The organism is Corynebacterium sp. HFH0082, assembly GCF_000411235.1.
GTDB lineage: Bacteria > Actinomycetota > Actinomycetes > Mycobacteriales > Mycobacteriaceae > Corynebacterium > Corynebacterium jeikeium_D.
The window spans coordinates 283,309-303,212 of the sequence record NZ_KE150404.1 but is presented as its reverse complement, the minus strand read 5'-3'; the positions used below and the strand labels follow the sequence as shown (position 1 = coordinate 303,212).

The 19,904-nt window shown below is 57.9% G+C and carries 17 protein-coding genes; 7 read left to right on the top strand and 10 right to left on the bottom strand.

What is annotated here, in order from left to right; genetic code table 11:
- Positions 1-11: 11 nt before the first annotated feature.
- The 4 genes from HMPREF1206_RS01310 to HMPREF1206_RS01295 form a co-directional block, all read right to left on the bottom strand.
- Positions 12-1,220 (bottom strand): restriction endonuclease subunit S, encoded by a 1,209-nt coding sequence (locus tag HMPREF1206_RS01310; protein WP_016421603.1) that lies wholly within the window; start codon positions 1,218-1,220, stop codon positions 12-14.
- The gene (locus HMPREF1206_RS01305; RefSeq protein WP_016421602.1) at positions 1,217-2,266 is read right to left on the bottom strand and encodes a virulence RhuM family protein; all 1,050 of its coding nucleotides are present in this window, start codon (positions 2,264-2,266) and stop codon (positions 1,217-1,219) included. The genes HMPREF1206_RS01310 and HMPREF1206_RS01305 overlap by 4 nt, the downstream gene beginning before the upstream one ends.
- Complete coding sequence (locus tag HMPREF1206_RS01300) at positions 2,259-3,836, bottom strand: type I restriction-modification system subunit M (protein ID WP_016421601.1); 1,578 nt, start codon at positions 3,834-3,836, stop codon at positions 2,259-2,261. Before HMPREF1206_RS01300 ends, HMPREF1206_RS01305 begins: the two co-directional genes overlap by 8 nt.
- A gap of 98 nt (positions 3,837-3,934) precedes the next feature.
- Positions 3,935-4,825 (bottom strand): bifunctional 2-polyprenyl-6-hydroxyphenol methylase/3-demethylubiquinol 3-O-methyltransferase UbiG, encoded by an 891-nt coding sequence (locus HMPREF1206_RS01295; RefSeq protein WP_231367156.1) that lies wholly within the window; start codon positions 4,823-4,825, stop codon positions 3,935-3,937.
- A 93-nt stretch (positions 4,826-4,918) separates the two neighbouring features.
- Between HMPREF1206_RS01295 and HMPREF1206_RS01290 the strand changes: the two genes are divergently transcribed.
- Entirely contained in the window at positions 4,919-6,097 is a 1,179-nt protein-coding gene (locus tag HMPREF1206_RS01290) for a glycosyltransferase family 4 protein (RefSeq protein ID WP_042388260.1), read from the top strand.
- On the opposite strand, the gene HMPREF1206_RS01285 is transcribed toward HMPREF1206_RS01290, so the two are convergent.
- Together HMPREF1206_RS01285 and HMPREF1206_RS01280 are read right to left on the bottom strand one after the other, a co-directional pair.
- Complete coding sequence (locus HMPREF1206_RS01285; RefSeq protein WP_016421598.1) at positions 6,077-7,915, bottom strand: hypothetical protein; 1,839 nt, start codon at positions 7,913-7,915, stop codon at positions 6,077-6,079. The genes HMPREF1206_RS01290 and HMPREF1206_RS01285 overlap by 21 nt on opposite strands.
- 92 nt (positions 7,916-8,007) lie before the next feature.
- On the bottom strand, positions 8,008-9,168 hold the full coding sequence (locus HMPREF1206_RS01280; protein ID WP_016421597.1) for a DUF3068 domain-containing protein: 1,161 nt from the start codon (positions 9,166-9,168) through the stop codon (positions 8,008-8,010).
- Positions 9,169-9,364: 196 nt separating this feature from the next.
- Here HMPREF1206_RS01280 and HMPREF1206_RS01275 point away from each other — a divergent pair, with 196 nt between their 5' ends.
- Complete coding sequence (locus HMPREF1206_RS01275) at positions 9,365-10,645, top strand: acyltransferase (RefSeq protein WP_016421596.1); 1,281 nt, start codon at positions 9,365-9,367, stop codon at positions 10,643-10,645.
- Positions 10,646-10,651: 6 nt separating this feature from the next.
- Here the strand turns inward: HMPREF1206_RS01275 and HMPREF1206_RS01270 are convergent, their stop codons facing one another.
- From HMPREF1206_RS01270 to HMPREF1206_RS01255, 4 genes are all read right to left on the bottom strand, one after another.
- Entirely contained in the window at positions 10,652-14,305 is a 3,654-nt protein-coding gene (locus HMPREF1206_RS01270) for an alpha-(1->3)-arabinofuranosyltransferase family protein (RefSeq protein WP_016421595.1), read from the bottom strand.
- Between the two features lie 29 nt (positions 14,306-14,334).
- Entirely contained in the window at positions 14,335-14,529 is a 195-nt protein-coding gene (locus HMPREF1206_RS01265) for a DUF2613 domain-containing protein (protein ID WP_005510537.1), read from the bottom strand.
- A gap of 197 nt (positions 14,530-14,726) precedes the next feature.
- Complete coding sequence (locus HMPREF1206_RS01260; protein WP_016421594.1) at positions 14,727-15,206, bottom strand: universal stress protein; 480 nt, start codon at positions 15,204-15,206, stop codon at positions 14,727-14,729.
- Between the two features lie 151 nt (positions 15,207-15,357).
- Positions 15,358-15,537: a hypothetical protein gene (locus HMPREF1206_RS01255; protein WP_016421593.1), complete on the bottom strand. Its 180-nt coding sequence runs from the start codon at positions 15,535-15,537 to the stop codon at positions 15,358-15,360.
- A gap of 177 nt (positions 15,538-15,714) precedes the next feature.
- Between HMPREF1206_RS01255 and HMPREF1206_RS01250 the strand changes: the two genes are divergently transcribed.
- From HMPREF1206_RS01250 to HMPREF1206_RS11245, 5 genes are all read left to right on the top strand, one after another.
- Positions 15,715-17,046: an MFS transporter gene (locus HMPREF1206_RS01250; protein ID WP_016421592.1), complete on the top strand. Its 1,332-nt coding sequence runs from the start codon at positions 15,715-15,717 to the stop codon at positions 17,044-17,046.
- Between the two features lie 56 nt (positions 17,047-17,102).
- Positions 17,103-18,272, top strand: coding sequence for a sensor histidine kinase (locus HMPREF1206_RS01245; RefSeq protein WP_042388255.1), 1,170 nt, complete (start codon positions 17,103-17,105; stop codon positions 18,270-18,272).
- Positions 18,269-18,916, top strand: a complete 648-nt coding sequence (locus HMPREF1206_RS01240; RefSeq protein ID WP_016421590.1) for a response regulator transcription factor — start codon at positions 18,269-18,271, stop codon at positions 18,914-18,916. The genes HMPREF1206_RS01245 and HMPREF1206_RS01240 overlap by 4 nt, the downstream gene beginning before the upstream one ends.
- Positions 18,917-18,987: 71 nt before the next feature.
- Positions 18,988-19,377 (top strand): recombinase family protein, encoded by a 390-nt coding sequence (locus tag HMPREF1206_RS11255; RefSeq protein WP_016421589.1) that lies wholly within the window; start codon positions 18,988-18,990, stop codon positions 19,375-19,377.
- 15 nt (positions 19,378-19,392) lie between these two features.
- Positions 19,393-19,860, top strand: a complete 468-nt coding sequence (locus HMPREF1206_RS11245; RefSeq protein ID WP_224433374.1) for a zinc ribbon domain-containing protein — start codon at positions 19,393-19,395, stop codon at positions 19,858-19,860.
- The last annotated feature ends 44 nt before the right edge of the window (positions 19,861-19,904 follow it).

The following is a 19,904-nucleotide window of genomic DNA, read 5'->3' as shown; positions in this document are numbered from 1 at the left end:
GTCTCCCTGGTTTATGCCGAAAGCTCCTTAAACGTGAGTAGTTGATCCCGGTAGTACTCGTACTGCTGCCGGCGAGCTTCAATCTCGGCAGGCAGACCGGAAGTGAGGTCATTCACGAGTGCATCGAACTTGTCGAGGATGTTTACGATGCGCTGCTGTTCTTCAAGGGGAGTGATGGGGATTCGGAAATTCTTAATAATTTTGGAATTAAGGTCGGAACGCGCACCGCGTCCTAATGCCTTCAATTCTTCATAGTGAGCAGCTGTCCAGTAGAAAGCGAACTTAAAATTAACAGCTGTTTCGTCGAGTTCTATATTGCAACAATGTTGATTAGTGGTTAGTGGGATTTTATTCACTGCACAACGGCCGGCGCTTGCTCCTGAAATTGCAACAATCAGACAATTTTCTGGAATCCAGTGCGCCCCTGTTTGCGCAACAGCTTGCTCGGTAATGAATTCGTTGGTTGAGTAAATCTCGTTGAAAACGACCTCTTGAGTTCGAAGCCAAGGTATCTTTCCACCTTGGTAGAAACCTCTGTTTGATTTTGCCGGAGTTGCGCCTGAGCTGACCCGCTGGGAAACCTCGCCTAATGTTGCCCACCGGACTCTCTCTCTCTCGGTAAATGTCAGCAGTTGGTCACGATAAAATTCATACTGCTTTTTCCTAGCTTCCAGCTCCGCTTCCAGCTCCGCTTCCAGCTCCGCTTCCAGCGATTGGAAGGTATCGAGGATTTTTACAATTTCATTCTGAATAACCAGAGGTGGGATGGGGATAGGTAAAGTGTCCGTATCCTTAACACTAAGTTGTGGGATTTTTACCGATGTTGCCCGTGCGTACTCCTGAAGTTGTGGAGATTTGGTAGTTAGATAATAGAAGACGAATTTCTGATTAATATTCCCATTCTCATTTATTGAGTAAGACCATAATTCTGATTTATGTGTGAATGGTTGGTCGTAGTATTCAAAACCAATATAGCCGCGAGATTTTACGATGATGCTCGGTTTGTAAATTATTCCTTTTGACTCAATTGATGTCGACTGGGCCTGTACTGAAGTTTTCCCGCCTGCAAATATTTTGATATCACCAGTGTTGTCTGCAATATCGCGCATTTTCTTTGCGGTGATCGGAATGCCTTTATTTCGAACCCCTAAGGACCCCAGCGGTTTGTACTCCACACCATCCGGGCAGAGTTCCTCGATGAGTTTTTCGATCTGGTTCACTTCTGCTCCTTCGGTGGTTGCTGGATCTGCTTCTGAACTGCAGTGATTTCCTTGAGATAGTCCCGTTCCACACCACTCGGTTGGGCATCCATCACAGTTTTGTACTTCTCGTATTCCTCATGGGCCTTCTGTACCGCTTGGCGGTGGGAAACCGTTCCTGCTCCCTCCAAGGACTTGCCTCCCATGGCCGCAATCATTGTGGTGAGATGATCCATCCAGTCCGCCATGTACGTCGGCTGGTGCATCTGCGCACGGAATTCTGCCGCATCGAAGTAGGCAGAAACCAAGGTATTTAGGCGTTTTAGCTCGTCCTCGGCAAGGAAATTCTTGGCAATCTCCACCTCGGCCTTGGTGATGCGTTCGCCCTTCCAATTGGTCAACCCCATGTTTGGCTTTGTGGCATCCGAACGCTCGAAAACCACCTCGGCTGCCGTGTGGCCGTGAGCACCAAAATGAAGCTTATTTTGGACCGTGGCAAAGAACTGCTTACTCACAGCGGCCCGTGGATCGTAATCCACGCTGGTGGCGTACAAATCTAGAACCTGGCGATGAATGACCTTCTCACTAGAGCGAATATCGCGGATACGCTCCAGCAATTCACGCCAGTATGTTCCGCCGCCGCCTTCTTTCAGCCGCTCATCATCCATGGCGAAGCCCTTGATCAGGTATTCGCGCAAGACACCTAGCGCCCACTGTCGGAACTGAGTACCGCGCAGGGACCTCACTCGGTAGCCCACGGAGATAATCACGTCGAGGTTGTAGTGTTCCCGTTCGCGCGAAACTTCCCTTGAGCCTTCGAGTTGAACTGTTCGGAATTTCCGAACAGTTGCCTCTGACCTGGGAAGCTCGCCTTCCGCAAACACATTCCTAATGTGCTCGGAGACGTTCGCCTTCGACGACTGAAACAGCTCCACCATTTGGGCCTGGGTGAGCCAGACGGTTTCGTCGACAAGCCGTACCTCAATGCGAGTAGCGCCGTCGTCCGTGCGGAACATCACCAGCTCGCCCGCAGACGCCATGCTCATGGCACCGTTCATGTCAGACATCGGTGCGGGTTCCCTCAAGATCTGCCACAACCTCATCGATGGCCTCGCGCAGCTGGCGCTGGCGCTCCACAATGCCAACGATCTGCTTATTCAGCTCCACGATGTCAATGACCTCGCGGGTGTCTTCGGGTTCGACGTAGGAGGAAACTGCGATGTTGTAGTCGTTATCCGCAATCTCCTCAGCGGGCACCAGCTTGGTGAAATACTCCACATCCTCTCGGGCAGTGAAGGCATCCAGAATCTTCTTCTGGTTCTTGTCATTCAGTCGGTTCTTGTTGCCACTGCGCTCAAACTCTGCGGAGGCATCAATGAAGAGAACCGAATTGTCCTTCTTCGACTTCTTCAACACGATGATGCAGGTCGCGATGGTGGTGCCGAAGAAAAGATCCGGCGGCAGCTGAATAACCGTATCGACATAGTTGTTATCCACCAGGTACTTGCGAATCTTCTTCTCCGCGCCGCCGCGGTAAAGCACACCGGGGAACTCAACAATTGCGGCTGTGCCATTCGTCGCAAGCCACGAGAGAATATGCATCGTGAAAGCCAAGTCAGCCTTTGACTTCGGCGCAAGGACGCCTGCCGGTGCGTAGCGCGGATCGTTAATCAGCAGAGGATTGTTATCGCCCTCCCACTTGATGGAGTAGGGCGGGTTGGACACGATTGCCTCAAACGGCTGGTTATCCCAGTGCGCAGGTTCAGTGAGTGTATTGCCCAGCGCAATGTCGAAATTGTCGAAGTTCACATCGTGCAAAAACATGTTGATGCGCGCAAGGTTATACGTGGTCAGGTTGATTTCCTGGCCGTAGTAGCCCTCGCGGACGCCGCCTTCGCCAAGCACTTTCTTGAACTTCAACAGCAGCGAACCGGAGCCAACAGCCGGGTCGTACACCCTGTTCACGCTATCCTTGCCCACCACAGTGATCCGGGTCAGCAGCTCAGAGACCTCCTGCGGCGTGTAGTACTCGCCACCGGACTTGCCTGCCTGAGAGGCATACATGCCCATCAAGTACTCGTAGGCATCGCCGAATAGGTCGATGGAGTTGTCATCGGCTTTAACGGTGAGAGGCATATTGCCGATATGCCTCATCAGCTCGTAAATCTTGTTATTGCGTTCGATGACCGAGTTGCCAAGCTTGTTGCTGTCCAGGTTGATGTCGTCGAAAAGCCCTTGAAGATCGCTTTCGCTAGCGGTGCCTTTTGCAGATGCTTCGATATTTTTGAATACCTGCTGCAGTCGCTCATTGAGGTTCTCGCGGTAATGTTCGTCAGCCGCCTGCTTGCAGACATTCGTAAACAACTCAGAGGGCAAAATGAAGTAGCCCTTTTCCTCGACGATACTGGTGCGTCCCCACTCAGCATCCTTGTCAGAAAGGGAAGCGTAATCCGCGTCCTCATTTCCGGCGTCACGTTCGCCGTCATCGATGTACTCGGAGAGCTTCTCTGAGATGAAGCGGTAGAACATCATGCCGAGCACATAAGACTTAAAATCCCAACCGTCCACGCTGCCACGCAAGTCGTTGGCGATGTTCCAAATAGTCCTGTGCAGCTGTGCCCGGTCCGCGTCGCTCATAGTGAAAATCCCCGCTCAATCAGTAAAAATGCTTGAGCTCCCAGTCTAGTGGCAGACGATACGAAGTCAGGGGAGCACGCTCCGAGAGAAACTGGCCCCTACCGCTTCCGCAGCACCAGCACCAGGTTCGACACCGCGAACTCGCGCAGCCCCGGTACGTGCACCATCCACCAGGCCCACCACGGGTGGTAACGCGGAAACGCGGCCAGCAGTTCGCAGTCGCCGGCCTCCGCGGCAGCGTGCGCCCACTTCAAACCTTCACCGCAACCGACCTTGAACAGAGACTCGCCAAAGTAGTTCTTCGGCCGCTTGCCATGCTTCTTCTCATACATGCGCCGCGCGCGGTCGCCACCCAGGTAATGCGTCATCCCCATCTCGTGGCCGCCGAACGGGCCGTACCAAATGGTGTACGAGTAAACGACCAGTCCGCCCGGCTTGGTTACACGCAGCATTTCCTCGCCCATCGTCCATGGCTCGGGCACGTGCTCGGCAACGTTCGATGAGTATGTCAGGTCAAAAGCATCATCGCGAAACGGCAGTTCCAGCCCCGATCCGCGTACCGACGACTCCAGTTTGATACCCGCCGCCGCCATCTCGCCCACATCTGGTTCACAGGTGTAATATTCCACGCCACGCTGGGCAAATGCTCGGCCAAAGTACCCAGGGCCGCCGCCGACATCAAGGATGCGCTTGCCATGCAGTGCGGTATTCGTCGTAACGCTTGACGACGTGCCCCCTGCGCCCGGCGACTCCGCCGTACCAGCGGTGCCCCTCGCATCCACCGCGCCCACTGAACCATCCGCGCCAGCCGCGATGCCTTCTAGGAGGCCGATGGTGTCCTCGGCAAGGTGCCCGTAGAAGATATCGGGATCGGTTTGCTCGTATTTGAAGTCGTTGAGCAGCCCAAATGAGCGCGACAGAGTAGCAAAGCTGCGCAGCTCTTTCAGAGCGGGCGGGACGATAAAAGCGGGAAAGCGAAAGCTGGTCACGTCAAACAATCTAATGGACTGGTTGGGTCTGGGAGTATGGATTTGAGCTAAAGCGGCAACGAAAGCCGTGCCGAGCGTTAGGCTCATATTGTTATGAAAATCTTATTGTTGTGTTGGCGCGACACTGGTCATCCCGAAGGTGGAGGTAGTGAGCGCTATTTGGAGCGCGTCGCAGGTTACCTTGCCGACCAAGGCCACACTGTGGTGTTCCGCACGGCCAGCTACCCAGGCGCACCGGCCCTTTCACGTCGTGACGGCGTGACTTTCTCCCGCGCTGGTGGAAACTTCTCCGTCTACGTGCGTTCCTGGACCGCGATGCTGGGGGCTAGATTTGGCGTGGGGCCACTTGCCAAGGTGCTCGGCGGCAAGCCGGATGTCGTGGTCGATACCCAAAACGGTGTCCCCTTTTTCGCGCGGATTTTCTCCGGCGCACCGACGGTGCTCCTGACACATCACTGCCACCGCGAGCAGTGGCCAGTGGCGGGGCCGATTATTAGCCAGCTGGGGTGGTTCATCGAGTCGCGTCTGTCGCCGATGATTCACCGCCGCAGCCGCTACATCACGGTTTCCGAACCAAGTGCCGCTGAACTGGTAGAACTCGGAGTGTCGCCGGGGCGCATCGCGGTGATTCGCAATGGTGTGGACCCGATTCCGGGGGAGTTGCAGTCGACCGAAATCATGGCAGATCTATCCGAGTGCGACGGTCCGGCACCGCATCTGGTGACGCTGTCGCGATTGGTCCCGCATAAGCAGATTGAGCACGCCATCGATGTGCTCGCAGATCTTGTGCAGGATCGTCCAGGTGCGATTCTCGATGTTATTGGCTCGGGGTGGTGGCACGACAACCTCGTGGAATATGCCCGTGACAAGGGTGTTTCGGATCACGTGGTCTTCCACGGGCAGGTCACAGAGGCGGATAAACACCGCATCCTCTCCAAGGCGTGTCTGCATCTGATGCCTTCCCGCAAGGAGGGCTGGGGGCTCGCCGTCATCGAATCGGCGCAGCACGGCGTGCCAACGGTCGGTTACCGTTCCTCGGCGGGATTGCGCGACTCGGTCAACGACGGTGAAACTGGCCTGCTGGCCAGCGATGAAGCTGACCTAATTGCCAAGACACGACAGATTCTCGATAACGGCGAACTGCATCGCGCCATGTCCAAGGCATGCGTCGCCCGTGCCTCAGAATTTGGCTGGGACAAAACCGGCGAGGCAGTTCTGAATGTCTTGGAAAACCCAACTCTGGACAATCTGCTACCTGCGGCGGGGCAGTAGCGCTTCCTTTACTCCAGCCAATAGTCCCGCCAGTAGCCCAGCGAGCAGGCAAAGAGTCCAGATTCCAAAGGCTATCCACGCAGCTGCATAGGCCCCCTGGCTTGGTTCTGTGGTCGGATTGATAACGCCGGGAACATGGTATAGCTGCAGGTCAGGTGTTTCATAGACGGGATCTAGCGCTGCCACAATGTCAGCTGAATCGCCGAAGTTGCCGGGCGAATTCTCCACTAGGACCCAGCCAACGCCCTGGTCCCGAAGGCTCTGGAGCGCAGACGCAAGCTCCTCCTGCCTCTTTGCACCGCCGAGCAGCGTACGCTCAACGGTTGTGGCTCCCTCGCCAGACACCGACTGCCCAGAAACGATCAATTCGCCGGAGCTCACCACCGGAGCGGGCAAAATCTTCGTAGCCGGGTCGAGGACAGGGCGCCCATTAATGATGCGGTAAGAACCGGCAGGTAGAACCGCAACGCGATCGTCGTCAAGCGCGACGACACCGGAAACCGCCGACCAGCCCTCCCATGACGGAATGGGGCGGAGTGGAGCGACATCGGCGGGCAGCGTGGGGACAGCGGCAATGATGATGAGCGCGCTGACGCCAGTAGCCAACCACTGGCCGATATTGGCGGTGGCGCTGCGAGCGCGGCGTGCCAGGTACTCCGCACCGCTGGCGGCGAGGATGACATAGGCAGGGACAGCGAGCGCGATCCACTTCTGTGCATCACGAAGCAGACCCGCCCCCGGGATGTGCTCGAGCGCCCAACCCATCATCAAAATGCCCGGCGTTGTTGCGGCGAGAGCGACGAGCACAATGCTCAGGGCGCCGGCAATCATCAGACCCCGCCAGCGCTCCTGCGAATCCCAGACACGACGGAACCCCAGGCCCATGAGTACCAAGAGCACCAGCACCATAATCGCTGAAAAACCGGCCTCGCGAGTTAGCGGCACAGCCTGCTTATTCCAGATGCCACCCAGCCCCAACAGGCTGCCGAGCGTGCCGACGTGAGCCTCTGCTCTGGCCGCAAATGCGGCAGCGCCAGCCGCATCGGAGGACCCCGCCGCACTGGGGTTCAGCAAAGATGCGATCAACCACGGCGAGCTGACCGCTACTGTTGTGGTCGCGATCCAGGCGCGATCGCGGTGATTGCGGGCGGCGACAAGGCCGGTGATACCAGCCAAAAGAGCACCGGTCGGTGTGAGACCCGCTGCGGCAATGACACTGGTGCGCCACAAAGCACTGCCCATCTGCGTTGCCAGAACAACTGCTGGAAGTAGCAATACAGCGATGACCAGTGACCACTGCCCCTGCAGTAAGCGCTCGACCACGAACGGATTCCAGAGCAACATCGTCGGTGCAATCAGTTGGCTGACCAAGCTCGGAGTCATTCGAACAAGCCCCGAACCAGGTGTGGCACTGGCGCCGGCGCCAGCGCTGTCGAGTGTGAGCCTGCGGGCGAGCTCAGCAGCTGCAAGGCCGCCGATTAAGCAGGCGCCAACCATGGCAAAGCGCACCCAATGGCTGGCATCCACAAAGTAGCCCAGCGCCCACAGGGCAGTGTCCTGCGGAACTGCTCGTGCCGCAGCGGGGCCGAGCCCCAGGGCTGCGTCGGTAAGCGGTGGGTGATTGGGGATGATCATGTCGCGCAGCAGAAACATCGGTGCCCCAAAGCGACCCTCATCCGGTGCCTTGTGCGGGATAAAGAGCGGCCAGCACACGGCAGTGGTCAGCATAAGAATCCACGAGAACACAAAAACCCAGGCGACTCGCTCCGAGTGAGAGCGAGCCGACTGGGTCAAAGTAGTGCGGAAACGTTGCGTCACGTGCCCTATATTAAATTATTTTTAGATTCCCTCAGTGAAACTCGGTGTAAGCGAGTGTCTGAGGAATCCTAGCGGTGCCGTAGCTTGGCCTCTTAGGCAGACTTGCTGCGAATACGGAAGCCAATCACGATCAGGACCAGGCCGAGGATGCCGAGAATCCACGGTGCGACAGTGCCACCGATAGTCAGCGACTTACGTGCGTCCTTCGCGCGGTCCATTTGGCGACCCTTGGAGTCTTCGTCCCACTGAGCGGTGTACTTCATTGCGGTACGGTTTTGCTCCTTGGCCTCCTTCTCACGGCCAGCCTTAGAAGCAATCTCTTCGGCTTCCTTCTGATCCTTGGCGTAGAACATGAACATCTCTTCAGTACCGTTTACAATCACGCCAGAAGTCGGCTCGACGCGAACAGTACGGACGTTGGTGTAGTAACGATCCATCTCGACGTCGTCGTCACCCTCCAGGCCCCACTTGTGAGCCGGGAAGCTCAGGCGCATGGAAGCCAGCGAGGACTTGTCGGCCTCGGTGAGTTTGCGGCCGTCACGAGTGAAGTGCTCGGTCAGGGACTCGTAGAGGTTCTGCGGCGGAATCGTCATGGAGTACTTGTAGACCTTGACGCCGTCCTGAGTTTCCTCACCGACGAAGTCGATCTCGAAGTTACGCATCGCCTGGACATCGTAGTACGGGTAGGACTTCTTCTCAGCGCCAAACGGGAACTGGTACTGGATGCCCGGACGGGTGAACGTCGGCGGCTTGGTGTCCGAACCGCCCTGCGGTGCGTTAATAGCAACGCTGGAAATCGGGTCATCTACCGGGTACGCAGTGCTGCGGTCGACAGTGATGCGGTCAAGGGTCGCATTGATGAGGTTCTTCGGCTCTTCGCGGTCATCGCGCAGCAGAGTGGTACCGACCTGGAGGGTTGCGATCTTGTCGTCAGCCGGCTCCTCAATCTCTACGTGGCGCTTCGACTGCATAGGAGTCTTGTCGTTGATGAAGCAGTGGATCGGGAGGTCGCGCTTCTCTTCGTCCGTTTCTGCCTCACAGCGCGGGTCATTCTTGCGGTTTGGTGTTGGCTCATTCTTGCCCAGCTGGCCGGAGTCCAACAGAGTGCCGTCGCGCACCTCCGTGATGGTATCGCTCACAGTGTCAAGCGGGATGACCCGGAGGCGCGGCACCAGGAAGGTTGGCAGAAGGACGGCAATGACAATCAATGCAGCACCGATGATAATCAGTGCATGTCCGAGAGTTCTCTTCATCAGCGGATAGTCCTTTAACTGTACGTAACTTTCTGCTGCAAAACCTAGCAGGAAGTTAGGAGCGTTGTGGTGCGTTTTTTAAAAATAACTTGTCAGGAAAACAAAAGAATTTTGGAAAAACCGGTCTGAACAGGACTTATTTCATAATAAAATACAAGTGATTTTACTCATTCCGGTCTCCGTGTAAGAAAGTACTATGACGTCCAAGGCATCTGAGACAGCGCCGAACGTCGAGCTAGCCTCCGCGACAAATGTAGCGCCGAACTCCGCGCCGAGCACCAGCTCGCACACCGGGTCAGGCTCGTCGTCAAGCTCGGCCACCACCTTCCGTCCGGGCTTCCTGCCCTCGCTGGAGGGCCTTCGTGCTGTGGCTTCGATGGGTATCATCGGCACGCACGTCGCATTCCAGACCGGGCATGATGTGGGGGCGCTGTGGGAGCGTGTCCTCGGCCGCTTCGACTTCTTTGTGGCCGTCTTCTTCGTGCTGTCCGGATTCTTGCTGTGGCGTTCTCACCGCTCGGGTTACGGCGGAATCCCCCGTCGGAAAGCGCTGGCTGATGCTGACGGTGGGCGGAAAAAGAGCTGGGCGAAGTACTACAAGAAGCGCGTCGCGCGCATTATGCCTGCCTACTGGGTGCTGGTACTTATTGTGCTCATCGTACTGCCGGTGGGCCGTGGGGCGGATCTCAAAATTTGGATGACAAACCTGACGCTGACGCAGGTTTATTTCTCCGGCTCGCTGCACGGTGGGCTGACGCACCTGTGGTCGCTGTCGGTGGAGGTCGCGTTCTACATCACGCTGCCGCTGTTTGCCATCGCACTGAGCCGGTTGGACCCGCATCGCCAGCAGGGGCGTCGCATAGTGGCGCTTACTCTGCTTGCGATTTTGAGCTTCGGCTGGCCCTACTTGCCGCTGCCGTACCCGGACGGCGTGAACCCGCATATCCAGCCAATTGCGTACTTTTCATGGTTCGCCGCTGGCATGATTCTCGCCGAACTGGAATCGCTCCAAGTCGTCGATACCGATGCCGCACGCGCGAAGGTGGAAACCATGCAGCGCTGGGCTCGCCGCCGCCCACTGTGGCTGGCGATCGCCGTTGGTGCGCTGGTCCTGGCTTCTTACCTGGGGCCCGAAGGGCTAGTCGAACTGACCAACTGGGAATTCACCCGCCGCCTGCTGTGCGGTCTGGTCTTCGGTGCCGCCATCATCGGTCCCTGGACGATGGCGCCGGAATCGCGCTTCCTCGAACACCCCATCATGCAGGCGCTGGGACGCTGGTCCTACGGTATCTTCCTCTGGCACGTGGCGATGCTCTCCATCGCATTCCCGCTGCTTGGTGTGAAGCTATTTACTGGCCATCTTCTCAGCGTCACCATTGTCACGGTCGCACTGTCGATTCCGGTGGCTGCCGCCTCCTACGCGCTTGTCGAGGAACCCGCACGTCGCTTCTTCGCACGAGTCTGGGTCAACCGCTAACAGTTTTTAACCAGCATCATTGCCGGTGTCGTCGGCGTCATTGTCGGCGTTGTCATCAGCACCGTTGCCCGAAAACATCGAGCAGCATGCCACAATCGTCAGCGCCGCCGTCAGCAGTAACTGCAGCGGCCAGCCAGCGCCGGCGTAGTCATCCTTTGGCCACGGGTTCGCCGCCAGCACCATGCCCGCAATCGTCATCGTCGCAGCAAGCGCCACAATCAGTGCGTTTCGCACGTTCAGCCACGGCTTGACGACGTCCCCACGCTTCCGTGCCCAGAAAGCCCCACCAAGGGTAGCGGTAACCACCACGAGGGCAACGACCACGCCAGGCCAGCTGGATACCAATGTCACTGTCGCGGCAGCGGCAATGCCAATAGCCGCCCGCGGCAGGTCATTGCCCAGCGAAGCCCTGGGAATCGGAGAAGGGTGAGCGAATCGTCGCCAAGCGTATGCCAGCCCCACAGTGACCAGCGCGTACACGGCTGCGAGTGCGCCGCCTGAGAGGATTCCAGTCCGCCAGGTCTGCTGCGGCGGGTAGGTCAGCTCGACTGCGCCACCAACGCCAGCCGGAATCGTCCAACCCTGCTGCCATCCAGAGACTGTTACCGGATTCATGGCGGCACCTCCGACTCGCAGCTCGTGGCCCGCATTGACGGAGATGGGCAACCACACAATGCGGTCGCGGTCGCTAGCACCGATGGTGCCACTCAGATCGATTGGCGTGACCTGCTGCTGCTCGGCTGACGGCGCGAAGTAGTCGGTCGAGGTAAGTGATACCCAATCGGACTTGGCATCGATGCGCCATGGGCCCGGCGAGAGCTCAATCTCTTCGCCACAGGTCAGCTCACGGTGATCAGAACCGTCACCGCGCTGGAGGCTGGCCCACGGATCTCCGATGTTGCTGCGGCAGGTGTCCGCATCGACCTTCACCTTTACCGGCTTCGGAACAGTGAACAGGCGCACCAGCGTGCCCTCATGAATCTCTTGACCAAAGACCCAACGCTGTGCCAGCGATGAGGAATTCGGCACCACCGGGACACGAACCGGAGTGAGGTCCTCCGCTATGTCCTTGTCGGAAAGCTGGGTCTCCGCATCGGAATCTGGGGTAGCAGTTTCGTACGCATCGAAATCAGTGTCCCGCTTTGGAATCACCAGCCTCAGCTCGGAAATAGAAAAGCCTACAGGGGCAATCTTTGCAGTGATAAGTACAGATGTGGTCTTGCCGCCAGGCAGTGGAATACGAGTCGTCTCACCCGGGACCAACTGTACGGAGCTGGAGGCCGTATCAGTCTGGATGCGCAGTTGCACTGGAACGCGAGCACCGGTCAGGACGAGCACCGCGTTGTCGGTTGGCTTCTTCCAGGAAAGCTTGACCCACTCAGCCTGGCTCTTACCCGCCAAGGGTTCCCACCAGGTGGAAGTGTCGCCGTCGAGCATTGCGTTGACGGAGTGGTCGGCGGATGCACCACCGACGTTGTATGGCTCCGAGGCCGACGACGAAACCTCAATTGTGGCCCGGCCCGTTGCCGTCTGCGTCAGCGGAAGCCCAGCGACGGGGTAGTCCGGAACGAGGTTGCGGACATATGAATCCTCGTCTTCGGCCAGGATTGCCGACTCCGCGCCAACGACTTCACCGTAGTTACGGCCGCGGCGTGCAGGAGTGTCGGTGACCGTTCCGGCATCCTTGCCAGACAGAATGCGCACTGGGGCATCGGAATCGACCTCATCAAGCCGCGGGAGCACCTCGGGACCACCGGCGACCAGCGGCACCTGCGCGGTGTCCACCAAGCGCGGTGACAGAGCGTGATTGCGCAGTTCCTTCGGTCCTGCACCCCAGATCTGGATAGCAGTATGGCCGTCCTCGTCCGCAAACTCTGCCACCTTTTCCATGGTCGGGGAGTCCTGCAGCGTGGAGGTAATGGCGCGCAGTGAATCGCCTCTTGATGCCACTCGCAGGTCGTGGCGGACCAGTACATAGCCGATGCCATTGTTGCGCAGTGTGGCGTCCAGCGCCGGTACTTCACGCCCACGAGTCAGCGAATTGCGCAGACCATCGAGGCCGCGAATCGCCTCTGGAGGCGCCAATGGCACGGTATCGCGGACGGCCCAGGGGACGTCGGCAAGCGGCTGGAGTGGTTCGTCACGAGTATTGCCCCACGTCTGATCGGCAAACGGTGATGACGGTACGACCAGCGTGCGGGTGTCCTCGCCCTGCTTGTTCAGCCAATCGGCGGCCTCGTGCCAGTAGCCCGGAACCTCGGAAAAACCTCCTGCCGGAGCTAAGCGAGCACTCCACGCAGGTGCGGTGGCGCTAGCGAGAACCATCAGAACCAGCATCGATGCGATAGCGCGCGGGTGCTTCTCCGGGTGCAGCCACTGCTGCCAGCCGATGGTCGCTTGAGCTGCGGTTGGCACCTTGGCATCGGTGTTTTCGGCGTCAGCATCAGCACTCGCCTTCTCCGCACGGTCAATCGCAGGTTCCCGCCACGGCCATGGCAGCTGCGCTGTCGCATGAGCGAAACCGATAACGAGCGGCAGGCGCACAATAGTGTCGAATTTGTGCAGGTTGCGTACCGCTGCGAGCGTGGAATCGAGCATCTCTCGAGCCGATTCCCACACCAGTCCGAATGGCTCCGTCCAGGCCGCCATGATGACAAGGCCGATGAGCATCATCAGCAGCCACATCCGGCGCAGCGGCAGTGAACGCATGACCAGGCCAAGCAGTCCGATTGCTGCGACAGCCATCGTGGCGTAGATCAGAATTGGCTCCGCGACCAGCGCATTTCCACCCACGCGCTCAAAAGAGACAAACGGCGTCCACGAGGTAGCGCCGCGCAGCGTCTCGCCGAGGCTCAGCCAGCGAGTGGTCACACCGGAGGACTCAATGTAGTCCGTAAACGGTGGTGAGTACTTGCCCAGCAGTAGCAGCGGCACGATCCACCACATGCTGACCGCCGCGCACGCAGCCAGCCAACCGCCGAGCATCGCCCATGCGCGCCCACGGCGGGGTCCCGTAAAAGCGAAGAAGAGCAGCATCAGTCCGGCAGGGATGCAGGCCGCAGCCGTACTGACGGCGTTGACTGCGCCAGTGCACAGTACAGCTAGACCGGAAAGCAACACAGCGCGGGTGGTCGCACGCCAGGGCAGCTCTTCGCGCCGGGCGGCAACCCGCAGTAATGGAAGGAGGATCCATGGCGCTAGCGCCACAGGCCAGGTCTCGGACGAAATCGCGCCCAACGTCGTAATTACGCGCGGCGACAATGCGTACAACAATGCCGCCAGCACGCGCGAGGTATGCGTGCCGACGCCGATAGCTTCGGCCACACGATATGCGCCGGTAAAAGCTAAGCAGAGAGTGAGACTCCACCACAGCGCCTGGATAATCCAACTGGGCGCTAATACGTCGGGCAGCAAACTGAACAGGGCGAAGAATGCGCCTTGCGGAAAGAGGTAACCATAGGCCTGGTTCTGGAGCTGTCCCAGCGGCATGGTGTCTGACCACATGTTAAGCGATGCGGACAAAAACCCGATGGGGTTTTCCGTCAGGTCGTGCTTGGTGTCAGCGACAGTTTTGCCGGGGGACTGAATGAATGCCAGCAGGCACAGCAAAGCCCACCAGGGTACAAGCACGCGCTTACGCGCTCGAACAAAGGTGGGCATAGCTTTAAAGGAGGGCTAGCGTTAAAGGGTTAACGCTGACCGTATTCGACACCGCCAAGCAGAGCGTCATCGGTGGAAACAGCCTGTGCTTCCGGAATTCGGTCTTCGGTCAGAGCCTGGCCGATGCCGAAAATTGCGGCACCACCGAGAAGGGCACCAATAAGCGCCGAGGCCAGGGCGGGGCCAACGCTACGACGCTGCTCGGAATCAGTTTCGTATGCCATGTTGAGGACTCCTCGTGTGCATTAAGTCAATACTGTTTATAAAACTACACTCTGTGACTTCTGTAAACCAGTGGAACAGCTGGGAATCTTTCCCTGCCTTGAATTTTGAGTGGCTTCAGCGATCATTGAGTTTTCTTAGTTGAGAGGTTATACCATTTTCTATCAGCTAAGTAAGTTTTTGAAAATTTTCTAGAAATTTATTCCTTTTCCCCTGGAACTACGAGGACTGGGCGACCAGCATTCTTGAGCAATGCGTCGGAGGTGGAGGCAGTAAATAGTCCGCGCAGACCAGTGACGCCACGAGTACCGGAGATAATCACACCCGCATCGAGGTCGTGAGCTGCGTCGACGATAGCCGACCAGATAGTAGTTTCGGTCTCTACCAGGTATGGCTCCGCGACGAAGCCGGCCTCAGCGGCAATTTGCACGCCCTCACGGCAAATGCGTACAGCCTCGTCGTGAGCCGGATCGCCGTCTTCAGTAGTGGCATCCCAATCAGGTTGCATCATGCCTGAGGCGCCAGCGGTACGAGCTGCAGCGCGCTGCAGGGGCTCCCAAGCAGTCAGAATGTAGGCAGTTTTGACGCGCAGCAACTTTCCGGCGTAGGCCAGTGCCCGCTTGGCTTCGTCGGAGCCGTCGTAGGCAATGAGCATGGAATCAGAAATCGGTTCAACCATTTTCAGTTCGATCCTTACGTCAGAGATAGCTGGAAGACTGTCAATAGATACAGAAAAAGAGATGTCGCTGTAGTCCAGGATAGGGCAACAGCGACATCGTGTACGTCAATTTTTCAGGCTACTCCCGGCCATTGGTGGCAGAAGCACTGAACTAGCCGAACAGGCGTCCGAGGAAACCGCGGTTTGCACCAGCCGCCTTAATTTCTTCATCGGTGTGCTTTCCGCCGCACCACTGATCTGCCGGAACAGTTGCCTTTACCTGGTCGATGTGCTGCCCGCAGCCAGCCCAGGTCGTCTTGTGGCAAACATTGCATTCAACGGGTCGACACATACTTCATCAATCTCCTTGAGGGGCGGCCAACCTGCCTGCTGGCCAGGGGTAGGGGCGTGAGGGCAATGCCGTTTCACTACCGAAAATTATCCCCTATTCAAGTGGAAACGATAAATCGACCGGGGGAGTCGTAGCCGGCTAGAGAGGCATTAACAGGAAGCGGTAACGTCCACTGTTATGGCAATAGAAGAAAAACCGGGGCAACCACAACCAAAAGCTACTGGTACCTCGAAGAATGCCATTACACTCGGCGTTCCCATCCTCGTCATAGCAGTAATCGTTGCGGCGCTGAACTTGCGCCCGAGTATCGCGTCGATCGGCCCGGTGCTCGATCAGCTCCTTTCCACCCTCGGTGCATCCTCCGCCTTTGGTGGTCTGATTACGGCCATTCCGGGGCTCGCGTTTTTCGCGATTGGGTTGTCTGCGGTGTCCGTCGGCAAGCGCATGGGGCTAAGCGGCGCGCTCACACTGTCAGCGGCGTTGCTATTCGTCGGCCTTGCGGTGCGACCGTGGGTGAGCAGTATCTGGCTATTCCTACTGTTCACTGCGCTGTCAGTTGCTGGTATCGCGCTGGGAAATGTGCTGCTACCTGCGTGGATTAAGGTGCACGGCGGCCGTCATACGGTCGTGCTGATGATGCTGTATTCCAGCATGCTCGCCCTCGGTGGCGGCCTGGGGCCGGCGACGGCGTTTTTGATTAGCGATTCACCCGAAGCGTCCGCAGGCAGTATCGACATGTGGCGCTGGGCGATTGCCGCATGGGCGATTACCGCCCTGGTGCAGCTCGTCGTGTGGGGTCCGCTGCGTGCGCGCATTGGATTCGACTACCCGAAGGCGCCGGTCAGCTCTTCGGCAAATACACCAATCTGGAAGTCGCCGACAGCCATTGCACTGGCGGTCTTCTTCGGCGTGCAGTCTATGAACGCCTACGTTCTCATGGGCTGGATGCCGAAAATGCTTATCGACGCTGGCATCAGCGTCAGCGTAGCCACCGCAGCATCCATGCTCGTCCAAGGGTTGGGCATCATCGGTGGTCTGCTGATGCCGCCGCTGATTGCACGGCTTCGTACCATGTCCTACGTCGCTTTTAGTCTCGGCTGTCTTTTCTTCCTCGGCTATCTGTTGATGATTCTTATCGACCAGCGAGGAGCGGCAGCAACTGGTGCGGGATACGCTATCGGCGCTGCGTTCCTGCTGGGTGTGGGTGGTTTTTGTTTCCCCATGGCTATCGCGCTGATTCCAGCTCGCACTCGAAGCCATGAGCTGACCGCGCGGTTGTCCGGCTTCGTGCAGCCAATCGGCTACATTTTCTCCGCAGTCGGGCCATTCCTGGTGGGCGTGGCCGCCGGAACCGCGGAAACATGGACCCCCATTCTGATTGTGCTGCTTGGCACCACCGTCGTGCTTGCAGTGCTTGGACTGATTATCGGTCGGCCAACGTTCATCGATGACGAATTGGCCGACCGTGGTATCGGAGAAAAGAAGTCGGGGCGTATTCAGCTCGACTGAATTTAGGGGAGTCAGCTCCACTGTTTTTGGGCGCGGGCCAATTTAGCTTTGAAACTATGACAAAGAAAAAGAATTTAATCGCGCTGGCCTGGAGTTTTATTCTCGGACTGCTGTTCATTCCGGGTTTGATCGTCTCCGTCGTTCTTCTGCCCTGGATTCCGCTCATCGGCCGCGGCGCCGACTGGCTCTCTCGTATGGCGGCATCGTGGTCCGGCACTCCAATCCCCAATCGTGTGACAAATCGCTGGTTCGACATCCGTAACTTCGTCAACCTACTCGTCCAATTGGTCATTGGGTTCGTCACCTTTACAGCGTGGGTCGGCGGTGGTTTTACTGTCGGAGTGCTCTTCGCTGCACCTTTCCTGGTTGACGAACTGGAGTTTTTCAGCTGGACTCTGACGGATCCCGCGCAGAAGATCACTGTTGGCTGGGTTTTCGCAATCCTCTTTTTGGTGCTGACCATCGCCATCAACCTCGGTGCCGGCTTGCTGTCCATTTGGCTCTCCCGCGTCATCCTCGCACCATCCAGCGAAGAAGTCAGCCAGTCCCGCGACGTGCTCATTGGCTCCTTCTCCGGTGAGCGCCGCCGCATCGAACGCGAGCTTCACGACGGCCCTCAGCAACACCTCACCGCCTTGAAACTCAACATTGCCGCTGCTCGCATGGGCAAGACTGAAGAAGAGGTAGCCGAGGCGCTCACCGCCGCCGATAACAATGCAACGCAGGCGCTTGCACAGCTGCGCTCCGTGGTGCTTGGCATTGCCCCGCCGGTACTGTTTGAAAATGGACTGGTCGCTGCCGTGAGGGAGCTGGCAGCGCACGCTGGTATGGAGGTTTCCGTCCGTGAGGACGGTGTCTCAGACTTCGGGCCAATTGATGAAACCACAGCTCTGCTCGCCTACCACTGCGCAGCGGAGGGGCTGACCAACGCCACTAAACATGGCCATGCCCATCGGGCTGACATCACTCTCGCGGTTCAGACTCCGAAGAAGGCGCTCGTGTCGCATCTCGGTACGCTTATGGTCACTGTGCGCGACGATGGTGTAGGGCTCGAAGAACCAACGAGTGCGGGCGCTGTAGACGTCGTAAAGCATGGTCGGGGCACCGGCATTGCGGGCCTGTGCGAACGGGCGGCAGCGCTTGGCGGAACCGTGTCGCTCGCCAACGCCGACGGCGGTGCTGAATTGCGGTTGGAACTGCCCGTTCGTCAAGGAAGGACACGATGAAAGTACTGCTGGCCGAGGATTCCGTGCTCCTGCGCGAGGGGCTGACCGGCCTGCTGCGGGCGTTGGGGCACGAGGTCGTCGCCGTCGGCGATGCAGATCAGCTGCTCGCCGCTGCTGAAGGGCAGGTGTTCGATGTCATCGTTACTGACGTTCGGATGCCGCCGAGCATGCGTGACGACGGCCTGGTCGCGGTATCCACATTGCGTCAGAGCAACCCCAACCAGCCAGTTGTCGTGCTCAGCCAATACGTGGCGGCCAGTTACCTGGATCGCCTGCTGCAGCATGGTGGCTTTGGGTACTTGCTGAAAGAACGTGTCTCGGATGTCGAGCACTTTGTCTCAGCACTGGAAGAGGTACGAAGTGGCGGTACCGTGGTTGATCCTGAAGTGGTCGCGACGCTGCTTACTGCAAAGCAGTACGGTATCGCCACGCTGACTCCGCGTGAGCGCGAAGTGCTCAATCTGATGGCGCAGGGGCTCAGTAATAAGGAAATAGAAAAACGCCTGGTACTAACCGCAGGCGCTGTGAGTAAACATGTGGCAAATGTGTTCTTGAAGCTGGGTTTCCAACCGGAAGATACAAACCGTCGTGTCAAAGCCGTGTTGCGGTGGCTGAGGTACACCGCGCCGTCGCCATCCTCGTAAACCGCGACCACGTAAAAGCCCCACGCCAACTCCTCCGAAACGGGAGTCGGCGTGGGGATTATGGGTAATTGGTGCTACTCGGACATAAGAAAGGCGAGGGTGGAAGCCTCGTCATCGACGAGACGCAGGCTCCGACCGTGCGGTTGATCTACCAGCTGTTCCTTGATGGGATAGCGATCAGTGAGATTAAAACCGAGCTCGCTGCCCGCAAGATTCTCACCCCGCGCGGGAAAGAAGTGTGGTCAACCTCGACAGTGTGCTCCATCCTGTCCAACGAAAAATACAAGGACGACGCCCTGCTGCAAAAGACGTTCACCACCGATTTCCTTACTAAGAAGATGAAGGTCAACGAAGGCGAAGTACCCCAATACTATGTATCAGGTAATCATGAGCCGATTACCGAACCGCGTATCTGGGATCAGATGCAATACGAACTCGCCACCAGGCATGGCAACATATAGTCAGCGAAAGTCGGGTTGTTCTCCACCCGGCTGGAATGTGCTCGGTGTGGGGCGTGGTATGGGCGTAAAACGTGGGCGTCGAACACGAAATGCAAAGACGCAGTTTGGCAATGCAACCATAAATACACAGACGAACATCCCTGCAGCAGCGCGACGGTGAAAGACGAGCAGATCGAAGCGCTGATTGCGGAAAACCAGCGGTGTGCGCTCGACCAGGACGCCTGCCAATCCGCGTACGCCGAACTCGATACTACCTACCGTAAGACGCTCGCACGTAGAACAAGCCTGGAAAAAGATATCGCAGCGAACACCGCCAAGCACGCCGCCATCACCACAACCCTGAATGATCTGACAGGGGAACCTGTGAGCGAGTTTCACCCCGCACAATGGAGCGCACTTATCGACCACGCCATTGTCACCGAGGACGCGATCCGGTTCGTGTTCCGCACCGGTGAACAGGTGAGGATTGCCCTGAAAGGGTGATGTTCGTATCAGTTGACGTGCACAGTAGACACACCTCCCAGAAA

Bases quoted from the DNA above. Each gene is read 5' to 3' on its own strand.
- HMPREF1206_RS01305 (WP_016421602.1), bottom strand. From the start codon at position 2,266: ATGTCTGACATGAACGGTGCCATGAGCATGGCGTCTGCGGGCGAGCTG.
- HMPREF1206_RS01300 (WP_016421601.1), bottom strand. From the start codon at position 3,836: ATGAGCGACGCGGACCGGGCACAGCTGCACAGGACTATTTGGAACATC.
- HMPREF1206_RS01290 (WP_042388260.1), top strand. From the start codon at position 4,919: ATGAAAATCTTATTGTTGTGTTGGCGCGACACTGGTCATCCCGAAGGT.
- HMPREF1206_RS01280 (WP_016421597.1), bottom strand. From the start codon at position 9,168: ATGAAGAGAACTCTCGGACATGCACTGATTATCATCGGTGCTGCATTG.
- HMPREF1206_RS01275 (WP_016421596.1), top strand. From the start codon at position 9,365: ATGACGTCCAAGGCATCTGAGACAGCGCCGAACGTCGAGCTAGCCTCC.
- HMPREF1206_RS01270 (WP_016421595.1), bottom strand. From the start codon at position 14,305: ATGCCCACCTTTGTTCGAGCGCGTAAGCGCGTGCTTGTACCCTGGTGG.
- HMPREF1206_RS01265 (WP_005510537.1), bottom strand. From the start codon at position 14,529: ATGGCATACGAAACTGATTCCGAGCAGCGTCGTAGCGTTGGCCCCGCC.
- HMPREF1206_RS01260 (WP_016421594.1), bottom strand. From the start codon at position 15,206: ATGGTTGAACCGATTTCTGATTCCATGCTCATTGCCTACGACGGCTCC.
- HMPREF1206_RS01255 (WP_016421593.1), bottom strand. From the start codon at position 15,537: ATGTGTCGACCCGTTGAATGCAATGTTTGCCACAAGACGACCTGGGCT.
- HMPREF1206_RS01250 (WP_016421592.1), top strand. From the start codon at position 15,715: ATGGCAATAGAAGAAAAACCGGGGCAACCACAACCAAAAGCTACTGGT.
- HMPREF1206_RS01245 (WP_042388255.1), top strand. From the start codon at position 17,103: ATGACAAAGAAAAAGAATTTAATCGCGCTGGCCTGGAGTTTTATTCTC.
- HMPREF1206_RS01240 (WP_016421590.1), top strand. From the start codon at position 18,269: ATGAAAGTACTGCTGGCCGAGGATTCCGTGCTCCTGCGCGAGGGGCTG.